26 protein-coding genes are annotated in these 26,854 nt (G+C 46.0%); 4 read left to right on the top strand and 22 right to left on the bottom strand.

Annotated features, from left to right (window positions below; translation table 11 throughout):
- Positions 1 to 62 precede the first annotated feature (62 nt).
- The 13 genes from RH45_RS18715 to yceD all read right to left on the bottom strand — a co-directional run bounded on the left by RH45_RS18715 (position 63) and on the right by yceD (position 10,677).
- Positions 63 to 830 carry a TatD family hydrolase gene (locus RH45_RS18715; protein WP_008080232.1) on the bottom strand — a complete coding sequence of 256 codons (768 nt, stop codon included), beginning with the start codon at positions 828 to 830 and terminating at the stop codon, positions 63 to 65.
- A complete protein-coding gene (locus RH45_RS18710) occupies positions 821 to 1,783 on the bottom strand; it encodes a DNA polymerase III subunit delta' (protein ID WP_008080231.1) in 963 nt (320 codons plus the stop codon). Before RH45_RS18710 ends, RH45_RS18715 begins: the two co-directional genes overlap by 10 nt.
- Positions 1,783 to 2,415: a dTMP kinase gene (gene tmk / locus RH45_RS18705; RefSeq protein ID WP_008080229.1), complete on the bottom strand. Its 633-nt coding sequence runs from the start codon at positions 2,413 to 2,415 to the stop codon at positions 1,783 to 1,785. The genes RH45_RS18710 and tmk overlap by 1 nt, the downstream gene beginning before the upstream one ends.
- Positions 2,412 to 3,428 (bottom strand): endolytic transglycosylase MltG, encoded by a 1,017-nt coding sequence (gene mltG, locus RH45_RS18700; RefSeq protein WP_008080227.1) that lies wholly within the window; start codon positions 3,426 to 3,428, stop codon positions 2,412 to 2,414. The genes tmk and mltG overlap by 4 nt, the downstream gene beginning before the upstream one ends.
- On the bottom strand, positions 3,425 to 4,228 hold the full coding sequence (pabC, locus tag RH45_RS18695; RefSeq protein ID WP_008080225.1) for an aminodeoxychorismate lyase: 804 nt from the start codon (positions 4,226 to 4,228) through the stop codon (positions 3,425 to 3,427). The genes mltG and pabC overlap by 4 nt, the downstream gene beginning before the upstream one ends.
- Positions 4,229 to 4,326: 98 nt before the next feature.
- Entirely contained in the window at positions 4,327 to 5,568 is a 1,242-nt protein-coding gene (gene fabF, locus RH45_RS18690; RefSeq protein ID WP_008080224.1) for a beta-ketoacyl-ACP synthase II, read from the bottom strand.
- Between the two features lie 90 nt (positions 5,569 to 5,658).
- The gene (acpP, locus tag RH45_RS18685; protein ID WP_004406112.1) at positions 5,659 to 5,892 is read right to left on the bottom strand and encodes an acyl carrier protein; all 234 of its coding nucleotides are present in this window, start codon (positions 5,890 to 5,892) and stop codon (positions 5,659 to 5,661) included.
- A gap of 306 nt (positions 5,893 to 6,198) precedes the next feature.
- The gene (gene fabG, locus RH45_RS18680; RefSeq protein WP_039958927.1) at positions 6,199 to 6,933 is read right to left on the bottom strand and encodes a 3-oxoacyl-ACP reductase FabG; all 735 of its coding nucleotides are present in this window, start codon (positions 6,931 to 6,933) and stop codon (positions 6,199 to 6,201) included.
- 20 nt (positions 6,934 to 6,953) lie between these two features.
- Positions 6,954 to 7,877, bottom strand: a complete 924-nt coding sequence (fabD, locus tag RH45_RS18675; RefSeq protein ID WP_008080199.1) for an ACP S-malonyltransferase — start codon at positions 7,875 to 7,877, stop codon at positions 6,954 to 6,956.
- 81 nt (positions 7,878 to 7,958) lie between these two features.
- Positions 7,959 to 8,909 carry a beta-ketoacyl-ACP synthase III gene (locus RH45_RS18670; RefSeq protein ID WP_008080197.1) on the bottom strand — a complete coding sequence of 317 codons (951 nt, stop codon included), beginning with the start codon at positions 8,907 to 8,909 and terminating at the stop codon, positions 7,959 to 7,961.
- 6 nt (positions 8,910 to 8,915) lie between these two features.
- Positions 8,916 to 9,941: a phosphate acyltransferase PlsX gene (plsX, locus tag RH45_RS18665; RefSeq protein WP_008080195.1), complete on the bottom strand. Its 1,026-nt coding sequence runs from the start codon at positions 9,939 to 9,941 to the stop codon at positions 8,916 to 8,918.
- A gap of 9 nt (positions 9,942 to 9,950) precedes the next feature.
- Positions 9,951 to 10,121, bottom strand: coding sequence for a 50S ribosomal protein L32 (gene rpmF, locus RH45_RS18660; RefSeq protein WP_004414666.1), 171 nt, complete (start codon positions 10,119 to 10,121; stop codon positions 9,951 to 9,953).
- Positions 10,122 to 10,152: 31 nt separating this feature from the next.
- On the bottom strand, positions 10,153 to 10,677 hold the full coding sequence (yceD, locus tag RH45_RS18655) for a 23S rRNA accumulation protein YceD (protein WP_008080188.1): 525 nt from the start codon (positions 10,675 to 10,677) through the stop codon (positions 10,153 to 10,155).
- 148 nt (positions 10,678 to 10,825) lie between these two features.
- On the opposite strand from yceD, the gene RH45_RS18650 reads away from it, so the two are divergent.
- Positions 10,826 to 11,407, top strand: a complete 582-nt coding sequence (locus RH45_RS18650) for a Maf family protein (RefSeq protein ID WP_008080187.1) — start codon at positions 10,826 to 10,828, stop codon at positions 11,405 to 11,407.
- A gap of 66 nt (positions 11,408 to 11,473) precedes the next feature.
- Here RH45_RS18650 and rluC read toward each other — a convergent pair whose 3' ends face one another.
- Positions 11,474 to 12,418, bottom strand: a complete 945-nt coding sequence (rluC, locus tag RH45_RS18645; RefSeq protein ID WP_008080186.1) for a 23S rRNA pseudouridine(955/2504/2580) synthase RluC — start codon at positions 12,416 to 12,418, stop codon at positions 11,474 to 11,476.
- Positions 12,419 to 12,988: 570 nt separating this feature from the next.
- On the opposite strand from rluC, the gene rne reads away from it, so the two are divergent.
- Together rne and RH45_RS18635 are read left to right on the top strand one after the other, a co-directional pair.
- Positions 12,989 to 15,994, top strand: a complete 3,006-nt coding sequence (rne, locus tag RH45_RS18640) for a ribonuclease E (protein ID WP_008080185.1) — start codon at positions 12,989 to 12,991, stop codon at positions 15,992 to 15,994.
- Between the two features lie 313 nt (positions 15,995 to 16,307).
- Entirely contained in the window at positions 16,308 to 17,867 is a 1,560-nt protein-coding gene (locus RH45_RS18635; protein ID WP_008080184.1) for a SulP family inorganic anion transporter, read from the top strand.
- A 90-nt stretch (positions 17,868 to 17,957) separates the two neighbouring features.
- Here the strand turns inward: RH45_RS18635 and rnd are convergent, their stop codons facing one another.
- The 8 genes from rnd to RH45_RS18595 all read right to left on the bottom strand — a co-directional run bounded on the left by rnd (position 17,958) and on the right by RH45_RS18595 (position 25,755).
- On the bottom strand, positions 17,958 to 19,073 hold the full coding sequence (gene rnd / locus RH45_RS18630) for a ribonuclease D (protein WP_008080183.1): 1,116 nt from the start codon (positions 19,071 to 19,073) through the stop codon (positions 17,958 to 17,960).
- Between the two features lie 161 nt (positions 19,074 to 19,234).
- Positions 19,235 to 20,929, bottom strand: a complete 1,695-nt coding sequence (gene fadD, locus RH45_RS18625; RefSeq protein WP_008080182.1) for a long-chain-fatty-acid--CoA ligase FadD — start codon at positions 20,927 to 20,929, stop codon at positions 19,235 to 19,237.
- A 111-nt stretch (positions 20,930 to 21,040) separates the two neighbouring features.
- The gene (locus RH45_RS18620) at positions 21,041 to 21,898 is read right to left on the bottom strand and encodes an alpha/beta fold hydrolase (RefSeq protein ID WP_008080181.1); all 858 of its coding nucleotides are present in this window, start codon (positions 21,896 to 21,898) and stop codon (positions 21,041 to 21,043) included.
- Complete coding sequence (locus RH45_RS18615) at positions 21,895 to 22,452, bottom strand: Slp family lipoprotein (protein ID WP_008080180.1); 558 nt, start codon at positions 22,450 to 22,452, stop codon at positions 21,895 to 21,897. Before RH45_RS18615 ends, RH45_RS18620 begins: the two co-directional genes overlap by 4 nt.
- A gap of 22 nt (positions 22,453 to 22,474) precedes the next feature.
- Positions 22,475 to 22,771, bottom strand: coding sequence for a hypothetical protein (locus tag RH45_RS18610; RefSeq protein ID WP_008080179.1), 297 nt, complete (start codon positions 22,769 to 22,771; stop codon positions 22,475 to 22,477).
- 41 nt (positions 22,772 to 22,812) lie between these two features.
- Positions 22,813 to 23,514, bottom strand: coding sequence for a tRNA (adenosine(37)-N6)-threonylcarbamoyltransferase complex dimerization subunit type 1 TsaB (gene tsaB / locus RH45_RS18605; protein WP_008080177.1), 702 nt, complete (start codon positions 23,512 to 23,514; stop codon positions 22,813 to 22,815).
- Between the two features lie 12 nt (positions 23,515 to 23,526).
- Positions 23,527 to 25,455, bottom strand: coding sequence for an ATP-dependent DNA helicase (locus tag RH45_RS18600; protein ID WP_008080175.1), 1,929 nt, complete (start codon positions 25,453 to 25,455; stop codon positions 23,527 to 23,529).
- Between the two features lie 99 nt (positions 25,456 to 25,554).
- Positions 25,555 to 25,755: a hypothetical protein gene (locus tag RH45_RS18595; protein ID WP_008080163.1), complete on the bottom strand. Its 201-nt coding sequence runs from the start codon at positions 25,753 to 25,755 to the stop codon at positions 25,555 to 25,557.
- A 250-nt stretch (positions 25,756 to 26,005) separates the two neighbouring features.
- Between RH45_RS18595 and purU the strand changes: the two genes are divergently transcribed.
- Positions 26,006 to 26,839 (top strand): formyltetrahydrofolate deformylase, encoded by an 834-nt coding sequence (gene purU / locus RH45_RS18590; protein WP_008080162.1) that lies wholly within the window; start codon positions 26,006 to 26,008, stop codon positions 26,837 to 26,839.
- Positions 26,840 to 26,854: the final 15 nt, after the last annotated feature.

Below are 26,854 nucleotides of genomic sequence, written 5' to 3'. Positions count from 1 at the left end.
ACATGCGTTTTAAGTCACAAAAAAAAGGAGCTTTCGCTCCTTTTTTAACCATTACTCATTTTCTATCTCAAAAAAAGTTCTCTGAAATTTCTGGTAGTTTTTTCAGCCAATTCTCCCAAAGCAATCTCTTTCAGCTGAGCTATGTAAGCAGCGACTTCAACAACGTACGCCGGTTGATTCTGTTTGCCTCTATGAGGGACAGGAGCAAGGTAAGGAGAATCCGTCTCAATTAATAACCTATCGATAGGTAACGCTTTGACCACGTCCTTCAACTCCGTCGCTTGACGGAAAGTGACGATTCCTGAAATAGAGATATAGAACCCTAACTCCATTGCCGCTTGAGCAAAGGCGAGATCTTCAGTGAAGCAGTGAATGACCCCACCGCATTTATCCGCCCCTCCGTTGCGCAGGATATCTAAGGTATCCTGACGCGCATTACGGGTATGAATGATCAAAGGTTTATTCAGATTTACCGCCAATTCAACATGCTGTTCAAAACGAAGTTTCTGTAAATCCGCGGTTTCAGGTTGATAATGATAATCTAATCCCGTTTCACCAATGGCCACTACGCGCGGATGCGAAGCGTATTCATGAAGGCGATCAAGCGCAAAATCGCTCTCAACATCTAGAGGATGAACACCGCATGACGCATAGATATTGTCAAACGGCTCTATCATCTCAAGCATGTTTGGAAAAGAATCGAGAGTAACACCAACAGAAAGTAATTCGGTTACGTTAGCGGCTTTCGCTTTTGCAACGACATCTTCAATTCCGTTGTGCAGCTCCTGATAATCAAGTTTGTCTAGATGACAATGCGAATCTACAAACATGTTTCCCCGTTAAATTTAAACAACCAATCTAAAATAAGTAATTCACTATTGAGACCAGTATGCTCGCGCAACTGTTCAATAAGTTGGCTTAACGCCTGAGCCTGACTGTAAAGTAAAGCATAGTCGCTACTTGCTGCGATGCTGGCAGCTCCCGGTGTAAACTGAGGAAGCTGAACGCCGAAATGGACTTTTTGTGCATCCGTGAGTAAGAACCATAACCAAGTCAGCTTATCGGCTGTATCTGTCGACAGTTCCTTAGCGAGTTTAAGCGCATCGCCTTTGCCTTGCACAACGTCAAGCAGTGCCTGCTCAAGCTTCGAATACTGCTTATCTTTACCCTCATCAACAAAAGCTAACGTTGTCAGCGGTGCGTTATTATTGATATGCGCCGCGAATGCTGGTACCGATTTTTTCGTTTGTTCGCTTAACCAACAGGCCACTGATTCAGAGCTTGGTGGAATCAAATGCCATTGCTGACAACGGCTAGTAATGGTTGGTAATAAGCTATTGGCACGGTGCGTAACCAACAAGAACAGACAATGGCTGGATGGCTCCTCGAGGGTTTTCAGCAAAGCATTTGCCGCAGATTCATTCATCGACTCAGCCGGTTCAATGATAAACAACCGCAATCCACCTAGCTGAGAAGACTCTTGTGCTTGGCGATTACAATGGCGTATTTGCTCTACCGATATGGCCTTGCCTTCTTTCTCAGGTTTGACCAAGTGAAAGTCTGGGTGGTTGCCAGACTGCATCAGTTGACAGCTATGGCAGAAACCACAAGCTTCATGCTCATAATTACTGCACATAACAGCGCGACTGAATACATCAATGAGCTGTTCTCCACCTAAGCCAGGCTCAGCAACAAGCATCGCAGCATTTGAGAAGCGGCCAGATTGCAAACTGGCTTGCCATTCATGCCAAACTGACTCTAACCAAGGATACAAACGTGACATTATTGTTTTTCCAACCAATGAGTCAGCGTCGTTTTAATATCTGCCGCGACTTTCTCAATCGGCTGTTCAGCGTTGATGATCAAGACACTATCATCCCCGTTGGCCAGCTCTAAATAACGCTCTCGAGTACGGTCGAAAAAACTCATGTCCATTTTCTCGATGCGATCAAGCTCACCTCGTCCACGGGCTCGTTCTAGTCCAACTCGTGGGTCAATATCGAGATACAACGTCAGATCTGGCTTAAAAGAGCCAAGCGTTGTTTGTTTTAGAGCACTCATGGTTTCTTTCGCAATTTGTCGGCCACCACCTTGGTAAGCTTGGGACGACATATCGTGACGGTCTCCAACAACCCAGCGTCCATCGGCGAGCGCCGGTTTAATTACGTTTTCCACGAGCTGAACTCGAGCGGCATACATAAGCAGAAGTTCGGTCATGTCTTGTAAGACTTCGCCTTCATGCTCTTGTTTAACCAAAGTTCGCAACGTTTCCGCTAATACGGTACCACCCGGTTCACGGGTATTCTTAATGCTCTCCACACCCGCTAGATTTAGCGTGTCGAGAACGGCTTTGATTGCGGTACTTTTTCCGGCCCCTTCGAGACCCTCGATTACGATGAATTTTGCTTGACTCATTTGTTGCTTCTTAGTTGTTTTAGATAAGCGCGTACCGCGCGGTTGTGTTCGGCTAACGATTTGGAGAAAACGTGGCCACCCTTACCGCTGGCAACAAAATAAAGGTAGTTACTTTTCTCAGGATTAAGCGCGGCAGCGATCGATGCCTCGCCCGGCATAGCAATCGGTGTTGGCGGTAAGCCAAATATAGTATACGTGTTGTATGGTGTATGGGTACGGAGATCCTTCTTACGAATATTACCGTCGTACTTATCACCCATTCCATAGATTACCGTCGGATCGGTTTGTAATCGCATCCGCTTATTCAGTCGATTCACAAATACCGATGCCACGCGCTCGCGCTCCGATTCAATCGCCGTTTCTTTCTCAATAATAGATGCCAAGATCAAAGCCTCATAAGGCGTTTTTAGAGGAAGCTTGTCTTGACGTTGCTGCCACTGAGAGTCCAGTACTTGCTGTAGCTTACTCGCTGCACGTTTTAGAATATCAAGGTCAGAAGTGCCGTACGTGTAGTGATACGTTTCAGCGAGCAATAACCCTTCCAGTTTCTCGTGCTCTATGCCCAGTTTGGCGGCGATTTCAGCTTCGCTCAATCCGCTAACTTCATGTTCTAAAAAGCTCGCTTCCACCAAGGCTTCGCGCCACTCTTTGAAGGTTGAGCCTTCTACAAAAGTAATCGCAAACTGATGTTCTTTACCTGATTTCAGTAACTGCAGAGCTTGAGTCAGGTCCACCCCTGGCTCGAGTAAATAGGTGCCTGCTTTAAGTTGGGTTAACTCTGGGTGAAAACGTCGCACTAAACTTGTTACGTCACTCTCAACTATCCAACCGTTTTGGGTCATCTTAGCCAGCACTGCGTTGAAGCTAGTGCCCGGCGATAAAGTAAAAATTTCCGGTTGCTCCAACTGCAAAGGCTGAGAAACATAGCGAGTGACTTGCTGAGTAACATAGCCATAACCTGCTGCCGCAGCAACAGCGGCCAACAGTACAAAAATGGTAAGCTTCTTGATCACGAGAGGATCTTCTCCTGAATAGTTCTAGTTATTGGTCCTATAGAAAATGTCTGGTTGCCGATTCCCGTCACGGGCGCAAGTCTTAGAATCGAATTGGTGATAAAAACTTCTTCAGCCGCCAGTAAAGTCGTCATCTCATATTCTGACTCTTTCACATCAATGTTCATTCTGAGCGCTTGCTCGATAACAACTTTGCGCATCACGCCTACCACACCAGCGCTTGATAGGCTAGGCGTATGCAGTGTGCCACCTTGAAACCAAAAAATGTTCGCCATCGTCGTTTCGATGACTTTGCCGTTGCAGTCGAGGGCGATGCCGTCGGCAAACCCTTGACGTTCTATTTCGGCTTTAAGCAGTATCTGTTCAAGACGGTTATTATGCTTGTGGCCAGCCAGCATAGGGTTAATCCCTAATGTTTGTTGGCACACTCCCAGCACAACGCCTTCCTTACACCATTGCTCATAGTGTCGCGGGAAAGCAAAGGCGCTAATGGTAACATTTGGTGAACCCACTTGAGTAGGACTATATCCCCTCCCCCCTTCACCGCGGCTAAAATGAAGCTTAATCCCGGCGAGCTCATCTGAGAGTCTAACCTGAGCAATCCAAGTTTCAACTTGCCTCCAATTAGGGCGAGAAATGGCCAAGGTATCTAAGCAAGCATTCACCCGCTCGACATGCTTAGACCAATGCTGAACCACTCCCTGTTTGGTTAAGATAGTCGTAAAGCAACCATCACCGTATTGAAATGAGCGATCGGCAATCGCAACGGTTGATATGGGTTGGCCGTTAACCAGATACATAGCAATCCTTTAATGAAAATTGTCAGGCTATTAAATAACAAAACGGCTTAATGCCAAAGCATTAAGCCGTTCTTTTTTAGTAACGAAACCTGAGTTGTTTAGATTTTCTTAAACACCAAAGAGCCGTTGGTACCGCCGAAGCCGAAAGAGTTACAAATCGCGTACTCCATCGACACTTCTTTTGCAGTATGAGGCACAAGGTCAATATCAAGGCCTTCTTCTGGGTTGTCTAGGTTGATTGTTGGTGGAACAATCTGCTCAACCAAAGACATCACTGTAATGATGGCTTCTACAGAGCCCGCCGCACCTAATAGGTGACCAGTCATCGACTTAGTAGAAGAGACCTTAACTTGCTTAGCACCTTCTTCGCCTAGAGCACGCTTAACACCTTTAATCTCAGCAACGTCACCTGCAGGTGTGGACGTTCCGTGAGCGTTAACATAACCGATTTGTGTACCCGTTACGCCAGCATCACGCATCGCCGCTTCCATTGCCAATGCACCACCTGAACCATCTTCGCTTGGAGAAGTCATATGGTAAGCATCACCCGACATACCAAAACCGACTAATTCAGCATAGATTTTAGCGCCGCGAGCTTTCGCGTGTTCGTACTCTTCTAGCACCATCATGCCTGCACCATCACCTAGTACAAAGCCGTCGCGGTCTTTGTCCCAAGGGCGAGAAGCCTTTTGAGGCTCATCGTTGCGAGTTGATAGAGCTTTAGCAGCACCGAAGCCAGCCATGCCTAGTGGTGTAGATGCTTTTTCAGAACCACCAGCAACCATTGCGTCTGCATCGCCGTATGCAATCATACGTGCCGCGTGACCAATGTTGTGCAGACCTGTCGTACATGCTGTTGAAATTGCGATATTAGGACCGCGCAGACCACGCATAATAGATAAGTTACCAGCAACCATATTTACGATGGTTGAAGGAACGAAAAATGGGCTAACTTTACGTGGGCCTTTTTCGACAAGTGCAGTGTGGCCAGTCTCAATAAGATCTAAGCCACCGATGCCTGAGCCAATCGCTACGCCAACGCGAGGAGCGTTTTGCTCGGTAATTTGTAAACCAGAGTCATCTAGCGCTTGAATACCTGCAGCGATACCGTACTGGATAAACAAATCCATTTTACGCGCATCTTTCTTCGACATGTATTCAGTACAGTCGAAATCTTTAACTAGACCCGCAAAACGAGTAGAGAAGTTTTCAGCATCAAAGTGCTCGATATTTACGATACCACTTTGACCTGCTAGCAGGGCTTTCCAAGATGATTCTACAGTGTTGCCTACCGGTGACAACATACCCATGCCAGTGACAACAACACGACGCTTGGACACGATTTTATTCTCCGGGAATGAAATGATTCTATGGAAGGATAGAAGTGTTAAAAAGAACACAGGCGGCCAGAAGGCCGCCTGGGAGAGATATTACTGAGCGCTGTTTACGTAGTCGATTGCAGCTTGAACAGTAGTGATTTTCTCAGCTTCTTCGTCTGGAATCTCAGTATCGAATTCTTCTTCTAGAGCCATTACTAGTTCAACAGTGTCTAGAGAATCAGCACCTAGATCGTCAACGAATGAAGCTTCGTTTTTAACTTCAGCTTCGTCTACACCTAGCTGTTCAACAATGATTTTCTTTACGCGTTCTTCGATGTTGCTCATTTTTTCTTTTCCTTTACAGATTTCGCTCAATGCGATGATTCAGTAGTTTATTCGAACTACTGAAAGTTGCAAGAGGGACCTTGCTGGTCAAACCACAATTTTAGCGAATTTAACCGAAATTCAATACATTTTTGACTTAAATCATGCACAAATGTTGCGCATGTTCCGGTCAACTCTAGCCAAATATAGGCTATTTTAGTCACAATCCCTACTCGAGATAATGACATTTTGAATAATCTGACAAATTATGCAAAGTTTTGAGTGTTCTTTCGCTAAAAAGTTCACTTTCCCTGCGTAATGTGTCAATTAAACCATGTACATGCCACCATTTACATGCAAAGTTTCACCTGTGATGTATGCAGCTTCTGGAGATGCAAGGAATGCAACCGCTGACGCAATTTCACGAGGATCACCCAAACGACCAGCAGGAACGTTCGCTAGAGTCGCAGCACGTTGCTCATCATTTAGCGCTTTAGTCATATCAGTTTCGATAAAACCAGGAGCAACTGTGTTTACTGTTACGCCACGTGACGCAACTTCACGAGCCATAGACTTAGTGAAGCCAATAACGCCCGCTTTTGCTGCTGCATAGTTCGCTTGGCCAGCATTACCCATAGTACCAACAACAGAACCTACGTTGATAATGCGACCTGCACGCTTCTTCATCATGCCACGCAATACCGCTTTAGACATACGGAAGATTGGCGTTAGGTTAGTATCGATGATGTCATTCCACTCAGAATCTTTCATGCGCATCAATAGGTTGTCACGTGTGATACCTGCGTTGTTTACTAGAATATCAATCGCGCCAAACTCATCGTTGATCGTCTTCAGCGTCGCTTCAATTGACTCAACATCTGTAACGTTTAGAGCAAGACCTTTACCATTCTCACCTAGGTACTCACTGATTGCAGCTGCGCCACCTTCAGAAGTTGCTGTACCGATTACTGTCGCGCCACGCTCTACAAGTAGCTCAGCAATCGCACGGCCGATACCGCGGCTTGCGCCAGTCACTAGGGCAACTTTGCCTTCTAGATTCATCATGTCGTTAATTCCTTAAATTACTTCGTAGCCTCAAGAGATGCAGCATCATTCACTGCTGCGCCGCTGAGTGTTTTCACGATACGTTTAGTTAGACCCGTAAGAACCTTACCTGGGCCTAATTCAAGAAGTTTCTCAACGCCTTGCTCGCTCATCAGTTGTACGCTTTCAGTCCAACGAACTGGGCTGTATAGCTGACGTACAAGTGCGTCTTTAATTTTTGCAGGATCAGTTTCCGCAGCAACATCAACGTTATTGATGACTGGAAGCTGAGGCGCGTTGAATTCTAACGCTTCTAACGCAACCGCTAGTTTGTCAGCTGCTGGCTTCATCAATGCGCAGTGAGATGGCACAGAAACCGGCAGCGGCAGTGCACGTTTCGCACCCGCTTCTTTACATAATGCGCCTGCACGCTCTACTGCGTCTTTGCTACCCGCGATAACAACCTGACCTGGAGAGTTGAAGTTCACCGGAGAAACGACTTCACCTTGCGCTGCTTCTTCACACGCTTTAGCGATAGACTCATCGTCAAGGCCAATGATTGCATACATTGCGCCCGTGCCTGCTGGTACTGCTTCTTGCATTAGCTGGCCGCGAAGCTGAACCAATTTGATCGCTTCTTTAAAGTCGATTACACCCGCACATACTAATGCTGAGTACTCACCTAAGCTGTGACCCGCTAAGTTCACAGGTTGCTCTAGGCCAAGCTCTTGCCATACACGCCAAATAGCAACTGAAGATGCTAGCAATGCTGGTTGAGTACGGTGAGTTTGGTTTAGATCTTCAGCTGGGCCATTTTGAACTAGCGCCCATAAGTCGTAACCTAGTGCTTCAGATGCTTCTGCAAATGTTTGTTTCACTACGTCATACTGCTCGCCAAGCTCAGCAAGCATACCAACTGCTTGAGAGCCTTGACCTGGAAATACAATAGCAAACTTGCTCATTTTCTTTTCCTTAAAACCGTTTCTTTACATTAAAGAAGAAAGAAAAGATGCCACGTATGGCATCTTAATTTTGAATTCTGTTTAGAACTTAACGAGTGCCGAGCCCCAAGTAAATCCACCGCCAAACGCTTCAAGGAGTAACGTTTGGCCACGTTGAATTCGGCCATCACGCACGGCTTCATCAAGTGCCGTTGGTACCGTCGCTGCAGACGTATTACCATGCTTATCTAATGTGATGACCACTTGATCGAGCGACATTGATAGCTTCTTCGCGGTTGCCGAAATAATTCGGTAGTTCGCTTGGTGTGGAACCAACCAATCAAGCTCCGATTTGTGCATATCATTAGCAGCTAAGGTATCTTTTACCAGCTTAGACAGTTGAGTAACTGCCACTTTAAACACTTCGTTGCCTGCCATATGCAGCCATTTATCGGCATCTTTACCACGCTCTGGAACTTCAAGACTCAGTAATTCACCAAATCGACCATCAGAGTAGATATGGGTTGACAAAATGCCCGGTTCTTCGCTTGCACCTACAACCACAGCGCCCGCTGCATCACCAAATAGGATGATGGTCGAACGGTCTGTAGGATCGCAGGTTTTCGACAGTGCATCAGCGCCGATCACAAGTACGTTTTTACACATACCGGATTTAACATGCTGATCCGCGACAGACAATGCGTAAACGAAGCCTGAACAAGCCGCAGCTAGGTCAAATGCAGGGCACCCCTGGATGTCTAACTTGGCTTGTACTTGGCACGCTGAAGATGGAAAAGTGTGACTACCACTGGTTGTCGCAACAATAATTAGATCAATATCGTTTTTATCAATGCCCGCCATCTCAATAGCGTTTTTAGCAGCGATATAACCCATGTCCGCAACGGTTTCGTTTTCAGCAGCAATGCGACGCTCTTTAATACCTGTACGCGTTACAATCCACTCATCACTTGTATCTACCATTTTCTCCAAATCTGCGTTTGTACGCACCTGAGATGGCAGGTAGCTGCCAGTACCTAAAATTTTGCTATACATGAAGACCTAATAATGCCTCTCGAGAAAAACCGCTTCCAAACGATCGCTAATACGGCTTGGTACTTGTCGTTTGACCTCGTGTAATGCCTCACCAATCGCGTTGATGACCGCATTTACGTCAGCACTTCCGTGGCTTTTTATGACAATGCCGCGCAATCCTAGCAAACTTGCGCCGTTATACTGGTCGGGGTTCAAGGTTTTTAGCTCATTAAATAGGCCAGAAAATAATTTTCTTGCAATCCAACCCTTTATAGATGAGGACATCATGCTCGATTTCAACTTATCTATAAAAAGCTGGGCTGTACCTTCACAAGCTTTTAAACACACGTTCCCTACGAACCCATCACAAACGACAACGTCTGCGGCATCGTGTAGTAACTGATTACCTTCAATATAGCCAACAAAATTGACAGATTGAGTCGCGGAAAGCATTTCTGCGCAGCGCTTGACAAGATCGTTGCCTTTTATTTCTTCAGCGCCAATATTGAGAATTGCGACTCTTGGGGATCTCTGCAAGTACTGTTCAGCCAACGCACTTCCCATCACGGCAAACTGAAACAAAGAGTCTGCATCGCTGGAAACATTTGCGCCGAGATCCAACATCCAAGTTTTGCTCCCCGATGCTGTTGGCAATGCAGAAATGAGAGCTGGACGCTCAATACCCGGTAGCAATTTAAGGCGAAAACGTGACAACGCCATCAAAGCACCCGTATTTCCACCGCTCACACAGGCATCAGCTTCGCCATTTGCAACAGCATCGATTGCCATTCCCATGGAGGTTCCAGAACTGTTTCTTAGTGCTAGAGAAGGTTTTTCGGAGTTGGAGATAACTCGGTCGCAGTGCTGAATACTCAAACGAGTATCTGGCTGATAACCAAGAGAAGATAATTGAGATGTGATCGCAGATTGATCACCTAATAGGATCACTTTTAGCTCTGGGAAATGCGACAGTGCCTGCACGGCGGCAGGCACTGTAACGCGAGGACCGAAATCCCCGCCCATTGCATCAAGTGCAACGGTTATATTTTGCAAAGGTCAACCTTACTTGTTGATAACCTTTTTGCCACGGTAGTAACCTTCAGCAGTTACGTTGTGGCGTAGGTGAGTTTCACCTGAAGTTGCGTCTACAGAAAGTGCAGCTGTAGTTAGGGCATCGTGTGAACGACGCATACCACGCATTGAACGAGATTTCTTGCTCTTTTGTACGGCCATTGACCCTACTCCTATGTTAATTCTTAAAGAATTACTTCTTTAAGCTTTTTAAAACATCGAATGGATTCGGCTTCTCTTCCACAATTTCTTCTGGAATTTCACCAAACACCATATTATCTGAATCAACGCTACAGTCCGCTTCGTCATGCATTGCAATTTGAGGCAAGTTTAGAATGAACTCGTCTTCAACTAACTGTATTAGGTCTATTTCACCGTACTCGTTCAGATCTACCAAATCGTACTCTTCCGGTGCTTCCTCTTCAGTCTTTTCACCGCGGTACGGTGTATAGGTGAAGTGGACTTCACACTCATGTGCGAAAACCTCATTACAGCGTTGACACTCTAAATCGACTGCGATGTTAGCTTTACCAGAGATAACAACGAGTCGCTGCTCATCTAAGTCAAATGACAATGACACTTGAGCGTCGCGTTTAACGCCTTCGACTGATTCCTCTAGGCGCTTAAAGAGACTAACTTGAATGATACCTTCAAAGTCCAATCGCTTTTGAGCAGCACGTGCGGGATCAACCGTTCGCGGTATTTTTACCTTTTGCATAGGGCGCGAATTCTATCTTCCAATTCGTTTAGAGTCAAAGGAAAAGGGTAAAAAGTTGTACTTTTTTTCCTTCTCAAGGAGAGGGCTAGTATCTGAGGCATAATATCGATTAAGCTGCCACTAACCCGCTGTTAGATTGTAAATTAAAATGCCAAATTACCAACTAGTTTTAGCTTCAACCTCACCTTATCGACAACAATTGCTGAATAAATTGGCAATTTCGTTTGAGACAGCGTCTCCCGACTTCGATGAAACACCTTTAGACGACGAAACACCTATAGAGCTTGTTAAACGATTGGCGATTGGTAAAGCCACCTCTTGTAGTGTCAGCCAACCAAGCTTAGTGATTGGTAGTGACCAAGTCTGTGTTATTAATGGACAAATCATAGGTAAGCCACTGAATAGAGCCACGGCTATTGAACAGCTCAGTGCACAAAGTGGCCAATCTATACAGTTTTTTACTGGTCTCGCTCTGCATAACACCATCAGTCAGGAAACACACGTAAGAGTCGATACCTTCACGGTTCACTTCCGCCAACTGAGTCAAACTCAGATTGAACACTATGTTGATAAAGAACAACCATTTTATTGCGCAGGCAGCTTTAAAAGTGAAGGACTAGGAATTGCACTATTCGAAAGACTAGAAGGTAAAGACCCCAACACCCTAGTTGGCCTACCTCTGATAGATTTGGTTGATATGCTGGCAGAACAAGGGGTGCCTGTACTCTAGCTTTCCCATTGCGAAGCGGAGTGCCGTAAGAGGCCCAGTTCCGCTTCGCCAAAGGAAAAGCCCATATTAAAGCTTACGCAACCCAGCTAACGCTTTCTCTAACTTAGCTTCCATCGGGGCATTGATTTCCATCCATTCATCATTGGAAGGATGTTGAAACTTGATGTTAGCGGCATGCAGAAACAGGCGATCTAAACCAACCTTACCTGTGTAGGCATCGAAACGTCTATCACCATAGCGGTCATCCCATGCAATTGGATGGCCCGTGTATTGAGTATGGACGCGGATTTGGTGCGTGCGCCCAGTAATTGGGCTTGCCTGAATCAAGGTCGCTTCAGAAAACTTTTCGATAATTTTAAATCGCGTCTCTGAGGGTTTCCCGTTTGGGTTTACTCGAACAATACTATTCACTTCGTTTTTTAAGAGTGGCGCGTTCACAACCTTACAACTGCTCTTCCACTGCCCCATCACCAAAGCGAAGTAGAACTTCTTAACGGTCTTCTCTCTGAACTGCGCTTGCAAATGACGCAACGCGGACCGTTTTTTAGCCACCAGCAAAATTCCTGAGGTATCGCGGTCAATACGATGCACTAACTCAAGAAAACGCGCTTGAGGTCGCAAAGCTCTCAATGCTTCAATGGCCCCAAACTTCAAGCCACTACCACCATGAACCGCAGTGCCTGAAGGTTTGTTGAGAATCAACATATGCTCATCTTCGTAGATAATCATATGTTCCAACTCCGCCACTTTGTTTAGCTTAGTGCTTGGTGCCACTTCTTCGGCTTTCTCTTCTATCGTCACTGGAGGGATACGGACCAAATCACCTGCTTGGAGCTTGTACTCCGCTTTAACGCGCTTTTTGTTTACCCGTACTTCTCCCTTACGCAAGATACGATAGACCATGCTTTTCGGAATACTTTTCAACTGGTTGCGCAAAAAGTTATCGATGCGCTGACCGGCCATGTCGTCATCTATATCGACAAACTGGACTTTTGTTCTAATTTCGCTCATGCGGCTATTCTATCATTCAAAGTTGCGCAGATTCACATTTTCTTGGCAACAAATTGGAAATTTACTCGATTAGAATGAATTCGAATCCTACTACGAATAAAAATCCACCAACTTTATTACATTTTTCAAAATTCACTAGAATTAATCATCTAAAACAACTACTTATAAAAAATAAATTCAGCTTTTTTAGCGTTTTATTATAAAGCAGATTGCTGACTTTATTGGGTACTGCTATAGTTCACACCTGCAATAAAGGATTCGGTTGCATTTTAATCAAACCCAATCATTTTAAAGCAAGTTAAGTGAGTAGCTCGCTAATTTACCAAAATGCCGCACACGGCGTAAGACGTTTTCGGAATTAGCATATCTTGTTGCCCTACTCATAACTCAATCACGTTGAGTATTTACCGCCTACATGCGGCTCACAAGCAAGTACGAGTTTGTGAGGCTGAAGTGCCCCAGAGCATCCCTCCAGCCGGGAGGCTGCAACAAATCAAGCCATGGGATCAGGCACCGTGATAGAGAAACACGGCAACAAGAACTATAAAAAAATGACAACGAGATTTATCAATGAAAAGAATGTTAATCAACGCAACTCAAAAAGAAGAGTTGCGTGTCGCTTTGGTTGATGGCCAGCGACTTTTCGATCTAGATATCGAAAGTCCAGGTCATGAATCTAAAAAAGCGAATATCTACAAAGGACGTATCACCCGCATCGAACCTAGTCTGGAAGCAGCTTTCGTCGACTATGGTGCAGAGAGACACGGTTTCCTCCCTCTTAAAGAAATTGCCCGCGAATACTTTCCTGAAGGTTACACTTACCAAGGCCGTCCTAGCATTAAAGAAGTGCTAACAGAAGGCCAAGAAGTAATTGTTCAAGTTGAGAAAGAAGAACGTGGCAGCAAAGGCGCTGCACTTACCACGTTTATTTCACTTGCAGGTAGTTACCTTGTTCTTATGCCAAACAACCCTCGTGCAGGCGGTATTTCTCGCCGAATCGAAGGTGATGAGCGCACACAACTTAAAGCCGCATTGAGCACATTAGAACTGCCACAAGGCATGGGACTAATTGTTCGTACCGCGGGTGTTGGTAAGAGTGCTGAAGAGCTAGAGTGGGATTTAAACGTACTTCTGAACCACTGGGGCGCTATCAAACAAGCTTCTGACTCCAACGCTGCACCTTTCTTGATCCATCAAGAAAGTAATGTGATTGTTCGCGCGATTCGCGACTACCTACGTCGTGATATCGGTGAAATCCTTATCGACAGCAACACGATTTATGAGCGTGCTCTAGAACACATCCGTTTAGTACGTCCAGATTTCGTCAACCGTGTGAAGAAATACGACGGTGAAGTACCGCTATTTAGTCACTACCAAATTGAAAGCCAGATCGAGTCTGCTTTCCAACGCGAAGTCCGTCTTCCTTCTGGTGGTTCAATTGTAATTGACCCTACAGAAGCACTGACATCTATCGATATCAACTCGGCTCGTGCAACCAAGGGCGGCGATATCGAAGAAACAGCGCTGAACACTAACTTGGAAGCCGCTGATGAGATCGCTCGCCAACTGCGTTTGCGTGACCTAGGTGGTCTTGTCGTTATCGACTTTATCGATATGACACCAGTTCGTCACCAACGTGAAGTTGAAAATCGCTTGCGTGACGCTGTTCGCATGGATCGTGCTCGTGTGCAAATTGGCCGCATTTCTCGCTTTGGCTTACTAGAAATGTCGCGTCAGAGACTGAGCCCTTCTCTAGCAGAAGCAAGTCACCACATTTGTCCTCGCTGTTCAGGTACGGGCGTGGTTCGTGATAACGAATCACTCGCGCTATCCGTTCTTCGTCTTATCGAAGAAGAAGCGTTGAAAGACAACACTGCGCAAGTGCTCGCCGTCGTACCGGTACCTATCGCATCTTACCTACTTAACGAAAAGCGTCGTTCAGTTAACCACATTGAACGAATCCAAGAAGTGAAGATCACGGTTGTACCTAACTCGGATATGGAAACACCGCATTTCGATGTTATTCGTGTTCGTGAAGGTGAAGAGTTCGACTTGTTGTCCTACCTACTTCCTAAGAAGTTGGAAGCAATGAAAGAAGCAGAAGGCCGTGAAGCGCCTGAAGCTGAGGCTAAGCCTAAGAAACTCGAAGAGCCTGTACTAAAAGGTTTTGCTGCACCATCTGAGTCTGCACCAACGCCGCCTAAACCTGCGCCAAAAGCGACAGAGAAGAAAGCGGAGAAAGTTGAAGAATCTCAGCCTGGTTTAGTTAGCCGATTCTTTAAAGCACTGGGTAGCTTCTTGTTCGGTTCTTCAACTGAAGAAGAAAAAGTTGAAGAGAAGAAGACGCAGTCTGACAAGAAAGATGGTCAACGCAACAACCGCAATCGTCGCGGCCGTAACGACAACCGTCGTCGCAACTCTCGAGACAATCGTAACGATAACCGTAAGGATAATCGTGAAAATAAAGAGGCTCGTAACGACAAGCGCGATAACAGACGCAAACCAGCTCGTGACGACTCAACTAACGACAATAAGGCAAACGAGCGCAAACAGCAGAATCGTAAGCCTAAGCAAGACCGTCGTAACAAGCGTGATGATGCGAAAACGAATAGCAAAGTAGCAGAGGAAGGTCTAAAACTCGCTTCTGAAGCGCAGAAAGCTGAAAAGCCAAATCGCTCAGAAGAGAAAGCGGCTAAAGTGAAGGAGCGTCGTCAGCGTCGCAAGCTTTCTAAACAGGTTCGTGTAAAAGACCAAGCGGCTCAAGCGAAAGCGGATGAAGAAGCGAAACAAGTAGCGGTAGAAGCAAAAGCAGAAGCCGTTGCAGAGCAAGTCGTTGAAACTGAAGCCGAAGAAACGGCAGAACAGCCTAAGCAACGTCGTAATCGTCGTTCTCCACGTCACTTACGTGCGAGCGGACAACGTCGTCGTCGCGGTCGCGATCGTCGTCCTAACCCGTTCCGTTTGCGTAAAGGTGGTGTCGCCTCTCCTGAGATGGCTATGGGTAAAGTGATGCCAAGTTACGGCATTACTAAGCCAGCGCCTAAACCGAAGAAAACGGACAAAGTAAGCGACAGTGTTGAAGTAAGCGTAGCTCTAGGTGGTTTCGCTTGCCCTGAGATGGCAATGGGTAAAGTCATTGTTCGTCGCGAGCAATCGGTAATCGCCGAAGCCGAAGTTAAAACGCCAGTGCAGACTGACGTGGTTGAGGCACTCGTCGCTGCTGAACCAGAAGCGGTAGTTGAAGCACCTATTGTTGCTGAGACCGTAGAAGCGGTAGTAGAAACCGTGGCTGAGCCTAAAGCAGATTCGGCACCTAAAGTAGTTGAACAGCCAGTTATCGCTGAACAACCAGTTGTTGAACAAAAGACGGAAGAACCAAGTTCTGAAATCATCGTTCCAACCGTGAAAGGTCACGCATCAGCACCAATGGCTAAAGCGCCAGGTACTTCAGAGTTGAAAGAAATCACTGTGAATGCTGCACCACTTCGTACTGAACGATACCAAGCTAAAGGGGCTGGCAGCCAAGTTGCTCGCAACCAAGCTGGTGCTGCGATGGCGAAGCCGCAAAGCTTCTAAATCAGACGCTTGATAAAAACAGCTCCTTAATAGGAGCTGTTTTTTTGTCTAGCAAACAGCCAAACAACAAATTGGTCATTTATTTATCACAAATATTGGTCAATATTTGGTTCATTATTGAACTTAATCACACTTTTCGGTAGCATTCGCCGATTCGAACTGAATACTACTCAAGATGAGAGCGTTGGCTATGCGCTGGCACTCTGAAGAGTAAAAAGCTTTAGACACTCTGCTCTTTTACATTGCATTTTACCTAGTGCTCCCTAAAGCTTTATTCAGACTGTACGTAAACACTTAGCAAAACTGAGCAAGCATGTTTGAATTCCCACAATTTTCTAAGCACTCGGTCAAAAACGATGTGCTTTCTGGTCTAACCGTAGCGTTAGCCCTTGTTCCTGAAGCCGTAGCCTTCGCTTTCGTGGCCGGCGTTGACCCTATGGTTGGCCTATATGCAGCCTTTATCGTTGGTCTTATTACCTCTATCTTCGGTGGTCGTCCTGGCATGATCTCTGGTGCGACAGGGGCAATGGCTGTTGTTATGGTCTCTCTGGTTGCAACTCACGGCGTACAGTACCTATTTGCTGCGATCATGCTGGCAGGTATCCTGCAAATTGCCGCAGGTATCTTTAAGCTAGGTAAATTCATCCGTATCGTACCGCACCCGGTTATGATTGGTTTTGTCAACGGCTTAGCGATTGTTATCTTCCTAGCTCAGCTTGGTCAGTTTAAAGCTCCGGATCTATCGGGTGCACTGACTTGGCTGCCAACCGATCAAATGATGTTGATGCTAGGTCTGGTTGCACTGACGATGGCGATTATTCACTTCTTGCCTAAGTTCACTACAGCAGTACCTTCTTCTCTTGTGGCTATCGTTACCGTAACGGCATTGGTTGTTGGTCTGGACCTTGAAACTCGTACTGTTGTTGACTTCTTGCGTACGATGTCTGGAGACGAAGCGGCAACTCTCGCAGGTTCACTACCAACCTTCTCTATCCCAACAGTTCCGTTTACATTAGAAACTTTCCAGATCATTTTGCCATACGCAATTATTCTTGCGGCTATCGGTTTGATTGAGTCACTACTGACGTTGACTGTACTTGATGAAATGACCAATACCCGCGGTCAATCTAACCGTGAATGTATTGGTCAAGGCATGGCTAACATGACGTGTTCAGTCTTTGGCGCTATGGGTGGTTGTGCGATGATTGGTCAATCAATGATCAACGTAAACTCAGGTGGTCGTGGTCGTCTGTCAGGTATCGTTGCTGCAGTTGCCCTTCTCATGTTTATCCTGTTCGCTTCATCACTGATTGAAATGATCCCGCTTGCTGCACTTGTCGGTGTGATGTTCATGGTCGTGATTGGTACTTTCGAATGGGCGACGTTCAAACTTGCTCGTCGAGTTCCTAAGCAAGACTTCTTCGTTATCGTTCTAGTGACCGTCGTTACAGTACTGACTGACCTCGCTATTGCCGTGTTCGTTGGCGTCATTGCGTCTGCACTGATGTTTGCATGGCAACATGCTAAGCACATCTACGCAGATACCAGCATTAATGCTGAAGGTTCAAAAGAATACAAGATTCACGGCCCAGTTTTCTTTGGCTCTGTAGCAAACTTCTTAGAAATCTTTGATGCGCACAATGACCCTGTAGATGTGATTGTCGATTTCGCAGATTCACGCGTTACTGATCATTCAGCTATAGAAGCAATTGAAACATTGGCTGAGCGCTACTCTGCTCAAGGTAAGACTCTGCATTTACGTCACCTAAGCCCAGATTGCCGTAAGTTACTCGATAAAGCGGGTAGTTTGGTCGAAATCAACGTAAAAGAAGACCCAAGCTACAAAGTTGCTACTGATGTTCTTGCTGGTTAAGTAGACGCAATAGAGAAAAGGCTTCCAATTCGGAAGCCTTTTTTATGCTCTGATAAATAAGAAAAAGAGCTCCATTTAGGAGCTCTCTCTTTAGATTAACTTATTCAGTTTCTCACCCACCAGCTCTAAGCGCCAACCTTGCATAACATCTGGCAACTTGGCCGGATCTCGGTCTTTTTTCCACACCCAGCTAATGAACTGATTGAGTTGTTTCTTCGAAGCGATAAATTCCGTCGCAAGCCCAGAAGTTTGCGCGGCATGTTTTACCTCATCCTTAAGCACTTTAAACTTCTGTTTATAACCCGTCATGTCCATAAGACGCTCAATTTTCTCAGGGTAATCTTCTGGAGAAGTGCCACTTGCTGACTTTACGATAGCAATGATTCGTGTTGCATGACGTTGTACTGAGCGAACGTCCATGCCTTCTTGCTCCATGCGTTGGCGGTTTTGTAACCCCAAACGTGCGACGGTTAACAAATCGTTCTCTTTAAAGATGAAGTTTAACGCAAGGTCGCGACGAACCGCTTCCTTATAGCGCCATGTTGCCAGAGGCTTTAATACAGCAAGCTCACGAGGTTTAAGCTGCCATGCGCCTTTAACGTCCAAATAAGCCAGTTCTGGGTCAACATTCTTAATTCTCTTACTTGCTAGTAAATCACTCTCTTGTTGAGCAGCTTCCCACCAGCCTGCTTCAGTGACCGCAGCAAGTAGCTTTTCATAAAGTGGCCATAAGTAAAAGACATCTGCTGCGGCATAGTCGAGCTGCTTGTCTGTAAGAGGCCTCGCAAGCCAATCGGTACGAGACTCACTCTTATCCAGCTCGACTTGTAAATAGTGATCGACCAATGCCGCGAAACCGGTTGATAACCCATGACCAAGAAACGCCGCCATGAGCTGGGTATCTACCATGGGATAAGGCAAACACCCAAAACTGTTATGAAACACTTCCAGATCCTCGCCACAGGCGTGCAGTACCTTGAGCACTGACGTGTCTTGAAGCAGTTGTACAAATGCCGTCATGTCTTCAAGCTCAGTAGGATCAATCAAAGACAGGTGTTCGCCATCAAAAAGTTGAATCAAACCTAATTGCGGATAGAAGGTTCGGGTGCGAACAAACTCGGTATCCAACATGACAACATCGGATTCTCTGGCTTGTTTACATACAGCAACTAACTCTGAAGTTTGGGTTACGATCTGGTAGTTCACTCACTTCTCACTATAAGTAGATACCAATCTAGATAAGCAATTGCCAACCGTGCAAGCTGGTAAAGTAAGTACTTATTTAGATTGGTATTAAAATATCGGAAAACAAAAATGCCGACGGGTTATGGTCGGCATTTTATCATCAATCTTGCAGCTCTGCTTGATTAGCTTTGTTGCGCTTGCGCCAACTTGGCGTCATTCTCTTCACGTAGCACTCGGCGCAAGATCTTACCAACATTCGTTTTTGGTAGATCTTCTTTAAACTCGACCAGTTTAGGGACTTTATATCCCGTTAAGTGCTGTCGACAGTGAGCAATCACTTCGTCTTTGGTCAAGCTAGGGTCGCGTTTCACAACGTAGATTTTAACTAGCTCACCAGAAACTTCATGCGGCTGGCCAATGGCGGCCACTTCCAGCACCTTACCATGCAAGGCAACAACATCTTCGATTTCATTCGGGTAAACGTTAAAGCCAGACACTAAAATCATATCTTTCTTACGGTCAACAATGTGGATCAAGCCTTCTTCGTCAAACTTAACGATGTCGCCTGTAGACAACCAACCTTCACCGTTGATCACCTCTTTGGTTGCTTCTGGACGCTGCCAGTAACCTTGCATCACTTGCGGACCACGCACCTGAAGCTCACCCACTTCAGTATTCGCCACTGGATTGCCTTCATCATCAACAATGCGTACTTCTGTTGAAGGAACAGGCAAACCGATAGCCCCCGTATACTCAGTAAGGTCATAAGGGTTTACGGTTACCAATGGAGAACACTCTGTTAAGCCGTAACCCTCAAGTAAATGCACACCCGTTGTTTTCTTCCACTGTTCAGCAACCGCACGTTGCACTGCCATACCACCACCAACAGATAGCTTCAAACGACTGAAGTCGAGTTCATGGAAGTCTTCATTGTTGACTAAAGCATTGAACAGAGTGTTTACCCCAGTGATCGCCGTAAATGGGCACGTTTTCAGCTCCTTAATGAAGCCTGGGATATCTCTTGGGTTAGTGATCAATAGGTTTTTACCACCCATTTCGATGAACAATAAACAGTTCACGGTTAAGGCAAAAACGTGATACAGAGGCAAAGCAGTAACGACAACTTCGCGCCCTTCTTCTAGAACCGGACCATACATGCCTTTGGCTTGCATGATGTTCGCGATCATATTTCGATGGGTAAGAATCGCCCCTTTGGCAACCCCAGTGGTACCACCTGTGTATTGTAGGAAGGCGATATCATCCCCAGACATAAATGGCTTAACATATTGCAAACGGCGACCCATGTGCAGTGCTTTACGCATCGAAATCGCACCTGGAAGATCGTATTTAGGCACCATGCCTTTTACATACTTCACTACAAAGTCAACAATCGTGCCTTTCGCGCGAGGCAACATTTGGCCTAAGCTGGTCAACACCACGTGCTTAACGGGCGTATTATCAACGATTTGCTCTAATGTGTTGGCAAAGTTGGAAACGATAACAATCGCTTTCGCTCCTGAGTCATTCAACTGATGCTCAAGCTCTCGCGGGGTATAGAGAGGGTTAACGTTAACCGCAATTAAACCCGCACGAAGTACACCAAATAGTGCGACCGGATATTGCAGCAAGTTTGGCATCATCAAAGCGACACGATCGCCCTTTTGTAGCTTCAAATCATTCTGTAAGTAAGCAGCAAAAGCACGGCTACGCTCTTCCAATTTACGGAAGGTCATTACCGACCCCATGTTGGTGAATGCAGGCTGGTCAGCATACTTCTGAACTGACTGCTCAAACATCTCGACCAAAGATGGATATTGGTCTGGGTTAATGTGCTCTGGCACATCGCTTGGATAACGTGATAGCCAAGGTTTATCCACGATAATACTCCTCGAAAAGATCTGGCTGATGCCGACGAAATGCTGTTGTTTTTATCACTCGCTATTACAGCACAGGCAAAGCGCTTGAGCACGTAAGACTCAAACACTTGTTTAAATTTTGTTAACTAAGCCAAAAATTAGACTAGCTACTCTAGAAGGGGATTGCAGGTGACAATGATGTCCACCATCTACAAACTGAAAGTCGGTTGAAGGTGAAGCATCTTGTTGAAAGCGATGCAAATGTGAAAAACCATCGTGCCCAAGTACAACAAGTTGCGGGCAAACGATGTGTTGGCGAATAAGACGTGCGTGTTCTAATGACATTCGATACAAAGACGAGCTTTGTAACTTAACATCATGGCGCCAGTACCATTGCGATTCATGTTTCACTAAACCTCGTTCAACAATCGGGGCAATTAGCGTTGGCTCTATCTCATTAACCTTGGAGCGCCTCTCTATAGCATCTTGAATGGACGCTATGGCACGCTGCGGCTTTTTTCTGATTCTCTGGCGGCTAATAACCCCTTCCCTCAATCGAGTGAGCGAGTTTTGCTCTGATTCCGCCATTGGACCATACCCTTCTATCTGAACCAATCCACTGATTTGCTCAGGAAAGGCGGCACTATAGCAACTTGCAATCAATGCACCAAGAGAATGCCCTACTAACACTAACCTGTTTGGTGATAAGTTAGCCAAAAGTTGGTAAACATCGTCTAAATAGTCATGAAATGGATAGAAATTCGACCCATTTTTATGGCTCGATAAACCATGCCCCGGTAAATCGATTGCGCACAGATGCCACTGTGGAGCGAGTGCGCTAATATGTTGCATTAAAGAGGAGAAACTCGCAGCGTTATCTAACCAGCCATGTAAAAAAACGACCGAAATTTCGGCCGTTTGAGGGTTTCCATATTCTATCGTCGCGATTTGACCAGAGTCGATACTATACTGATGCTCGTTGAAGGTCATTTCACTTCCTGAATCACTTTACCCTGACGCGTACCATAGCGAATGTCTCGGCAATATAGACTTCGACACGGATACATATAGCTGTCTACATCATGCATTCTGACGGTTTCTTCGATACGCCATAAATAAAAGCCTTCGACCTTCATCACCGGAAACGAGTAATCGAACTCTCCAACTTTGCCATTCTCTGGTTCAATACCCTCACCTAACAGGGTAATTAGGCGACCTTCGGATAGTTTGACTGGGTCGGCAAACCCTTGGATATACCCGATAAAACGCCCATCCGGCTCTTGATTAATATCGGGCTTACCGCTTTTACTGATCGGCAAGTTAACCACTTCGACGCGAGTGCTGTTTTCTAAATTGGTGACTTTCGCAATTACTCCCCCCAGCCGCACGGAATAGTCGCCCGTCTTATCTGACTTCCAAGTTTCATACTCAGTCACCAGTTGAGGATTGTCCGACTTAAGTTCCTCAGGCAATGAGCTGCATGCGCTGAGAATTAGCAACAGTGGTAAAGCAAGTAATTTAAACGAAGGATTAAAAGTCATCATCAACAACAAACCTCTGAAAACACTAGATATAAATATCGACACCCAACATCTGTGATAGTTCATCACGCTTTGCTTGGTGCATAACATTCATATATTCTTCCATCGCTTTACGGCTACGACCTTCCGGAAGATCATATTGAATCTGAGCCTTGTGCACTTCGGACTCGCTCACGTGACGAATAGTATGCGCAACCGCGTTGGCCACTTTGGTCGGCTGGCCTACGGGGTTTTTATCTTTGTTAACCTCGTTTTTCTTTCCCGCTTTATTGGCTTTATTAGGGCCCGGGAGCGAAGGAGGTAAACCGTTAATTGATACCATACTATCCGTTAGTTCCTTTAGTACTCGTGCACGTTAGTCGATTACTCGCGGCCTGGTAGCTTTTTCCAAGCAACGGTATCACGCAAATAAGTTGGGCTCGCCTCCTCAGCATCAACCGTATTACCTTTGGCGAATTCAAACTGTGCCAAGTAGACAATGTCTTCTGCATCAGGAAACAAAATCTCTCCTTGTTTACGGGTTAGCTTAAGTTGTGCCAGCTCCTCTTGGTACGCTTCCCAACCCGTACCCGCCGTGCACCACTCACGCTCATCGCTCGGGCATTGCTCAGCCAGCACAGCAGGTGGGATCACACATTCAGCGTCAACAGACGTCCATGTGCCATCTTCTTGACGAGCAAAACGGCCCCAGTAAATTTCACTCATACGGGCATCTATCGCACAAGCGACGTGCTCTGTGCCTTGCTTTCTGTAGCTGCCTTGAGCCATTGCTTCTAAAGTGGACACGCCAATCATTGGCAGATCCGCACCAAATGCTAATCCTTGTGCAATACCAATGCCAATTCGTACGCCAGTAAAGCTACCCGGACCACGGCCAAATGCCAGTGCGTCGAGATCGGCGAGCGTCAAGCCTGCTTCTTTTAGCACTTCGTCTACCATTGGTAGAATCTTCTTAGTATGGTCTCTCGGCGCCACTTCACTACGTACATATACTTTGTCATCGACTTGTAGCGCTACAGAACAGTTTTCCGTCGCTGTATCTAGGGCAAGAATTTTTGCACTCATTGAAATCTCTAATTAATCGTTGGTTGTTGCTGAAATCTGTTCGAGAAAGTTTTGCACTCGTTGCAGATCACGTGTTCTTGGGATCGGTGGCAAACTGGCGAGAAATACACCGCCGTAATCGCGCGTCACCAATCGGTTATCACAAATGATCAATGCACCTTTGTCATTTTTATCTCGAATCAAACGTCCCACCCCTTGCTTGAGCGTGATAACTGCATCCGGTATCTGAACCTGAGCAAATGGGTCACCACCTTTAAGCTGGCAATCTTCGATACGCGCTTTAAGCAACGGATCATCTGGGGCAGTAAATGGTAATTTGTCGATGATAACACAGCTGAGTGTATCACCTCTAACGTCTATCCCTTCCCAAAACGCTCCGGTCGCCACTAGCAAGGCATTGCCTAGTTCCATAAACTCCGCTAGCGTTTTTTGCTTACTGGTTTCCCCTTGCATCAGGACCGGTATGGTTAGGGTTTCGCGAAATCTTTCTCCTAGCTCTCTCATCATGCTATGAGAAGTACACAAGAAGAAACACCGCCCTTGGTTTTGCTCAATGACGGGCGCTAACATACGTACTAGCTTGTCAGCAAGGCCTGGGCTGTTAGGCTCCGGAAGATAACGAGGAACACACAAGCGCGCCTGATTTTGATAATCGAAAGGGCTCGGCAGTGAAAACTGTCGCGCGGGTTTTAAGCCAAGCCTAGAGGTAAAGTGACCAAAATCTTCATTCACAGCTAAAGTTGCAGAGGTAAAAATCCATGCCCCTTGCTTGAGCTCAATTTGTTCATGGAATTTGTCCGACACAGACAAAGGCGTAATGTGTAAACTGAAATGACGCGGTGTCGTATCGTACCAATATGAGTAACCTGTGATAGACACTTCACAAATACGAGTCAGACGAGCCTGAAGCGTGTTCGCTCTCTCAAATGCACTATCAAGCAACTGGCTGCGGCCGAGCGCCAACCTCAACACCTCGAGTACAAAATCGAGCGCTTCACTTAAACGTTCCATTTCTCTCGCAATCGCGGGAGATTGAATCGCTTCTCGCCAGTTACCTCGAAAACCGGGCTCACCAAGTAAAATGCGTAAATCCATCGCAATCTGCAGCAGTTTCTCGCCCGCTTTTTGTAACTGGCGCATGTCTTTTGCTTCTGTGCGATAACCAATTTCGATGTCTTTACATAGCTCTTGGATCTGACGACTCGACAATGACTGGCCAAAGTATTGACTCGCGATGTCGGGAAGCTGATGAGCCTCATCGAAAATAAACACGTCAGCTTCCGGTATTAGCTCGCCAAACCCTGTCTCCTTGATCGATAAATCAGCAAGGAATAAATGGTGGTTGACGACGACGACATCTGAGTCCATCGCTTTTTGTCGCGCTTTGAGTACGAAACAATCTTTGTAACTCGGGCATTCTTTACCCAAACAATTATCATTGGTTGATGTGATAGTCGGGATCACCATACTGTCTTCAGCAATAGCGTCACAATCACCCAAATCCCCAGTTTTGGTTTCACTGGCCCATGAACGCACTTTTACCAACTGGCTTAGCAAAGTCGGGTCTGCCGTGTGACTGTGACTTTCGACCATCTGGCGGCTAAGTCGATCCAAACACAAATAGTTAGAGCGCCCTTTCAGTAACGCAACTTGGCCGTAAAAGCCCAATGCGCTGACCATTAAAGGCAAGTCTCGATGGAATAGCTGCTCTTGGAGGTTCTTCGAGCCAGTGCTGATAATGACTTTCTTGCCACTGAGCAATGCTGGAACTAAATAAGCGAAGGTTTTACCCGTTCCCGTGCCTGCTTCCACCACCAACTGCCCATCTTGCTTAATGGTTTGCTGCACCGCTTCAGCCATGTCTAGTTGAGCCTGTCGCGGCTGAAATCCGGGTATCGCTTTACCCAAAGCACCATCCGAAGAAAAGGTTTTAGCAATCATCGCCAGTTTTGAATTAAGAATAAATGGAGAGGAATTATGGCAGTTTTAAAGCAAAGGCGCGAATCCGAATGGGCTCGCGCACAAGATAGTCTAGGTGAATTAACGACGATTGAGGTAACGCGATAGCCACGGAGGGCCAGAAAAGTCATTTGGTGTATCCATCATGGCTTTGGCAGCCTCGCTCGGAGACGCTTTGTTTTCCCACATTTGGTCCAGTAGCTGCTCATTGAGTTCATGCTCGCCGATTAGGGCACTTACCCTCTCTGAATACAACTTACGGGCTAACAGCTCTTTATCCATAAATACCACCTTAAGGCACTCGTATGAGGAGAGAATATTCAACAAGTCCCCGAGTTCTTCACCGTCAATGGTGCTCATGCGAGATAAATCAGCTCGAATACCACCAGCTAAACGATTTACTCAGATTATTTGTTGAAACCAACTTGATATTAGTTTAATTGTAGCTTTGATAATGCGGGTTACTTCACCGTTCGAAGCCCTGTAAAAATTTCAGAATACAAAAAAAATAATTCACGGAAGTACCAACTAAATGGAAAAGAAAACTCTGCTAACGCACTGCACTGATGCGCCAGGTCTTATTTCGAAGATCACCAACATTTGTTACAAGCATCAACTCAACATCATTCACAACAATGAGTTCGTGGATAATACAAGCGGCCACTTCTTTATGCGTACCGAGCTAGAAGGCTACTTCAATGATGAAACCTTTTTGGCGGATCTCGACCAAGCCCTTCCACAAGGTGCTAAGCGCAAGCTGATTGGATCCAATCGCAAACGTATCGTTATTCTTGTGACGAAAGAAGCACACTGTATCGGTGATATCCTAATGAAAAACTACGACGGTAGTTTAGATGTCGACATCGCCGCTGTTGTGGGTAACTACGACACTCTGCAAAGCTTGACCGAAAAATTTGATATCCCGTATCACCATGTGTCGCACGAAGGCCTTAACCGAGAAGAGCATGAGCAAAAAATGCTCCAGGTGATCGACCAGTATCAAGCGGATTACTTAGTGCTGGCTAAATACATGCGCGTACTTACCCCCTCTTTCGTCGAAAAGTATCACCACAAGATCATTAATATTCACCATAGTTTCTTACCTGCATTTATTGGCGCAAAACCGTACCAGCAAGCCTATGAGCGTGGCGTTAAGATCATTGGTGCAACCGCTCACTTTGTGACGAACGACCTAGATGAAGGGCCAATCATCAAGCAAGACGTTATTCCTGTAGACCATAACTTTAATGCTCAAGACATGGCGCAAGCTGGTCGAGACGTCGAGAAGAACGTGTTGAGTAAAGCATTAAACAAAGTGCTAAACGATCACGTGTTTGTCTATGGCAACAAAACCGTGATTCTTTAACAGCCCCATAAAAAA

Origin of the sequence: Vibrio sinaloensis DSM 21326, from assembly GCF_000189275.1 — a bacterium.
In the GTDB taxonomy this organism is placed as follows: Bacteria; Pseudomonadota; Gammaproteobacteria; order Enterobacterales; family Vibrionaceae; genus Vibrio; species Vibrio sinaloensis.
The sequence above is the reverse complement of the archived record's forward strand: the minus strand, read 5'-3'. Positions and strand labels throughout refer to the sequence as shown.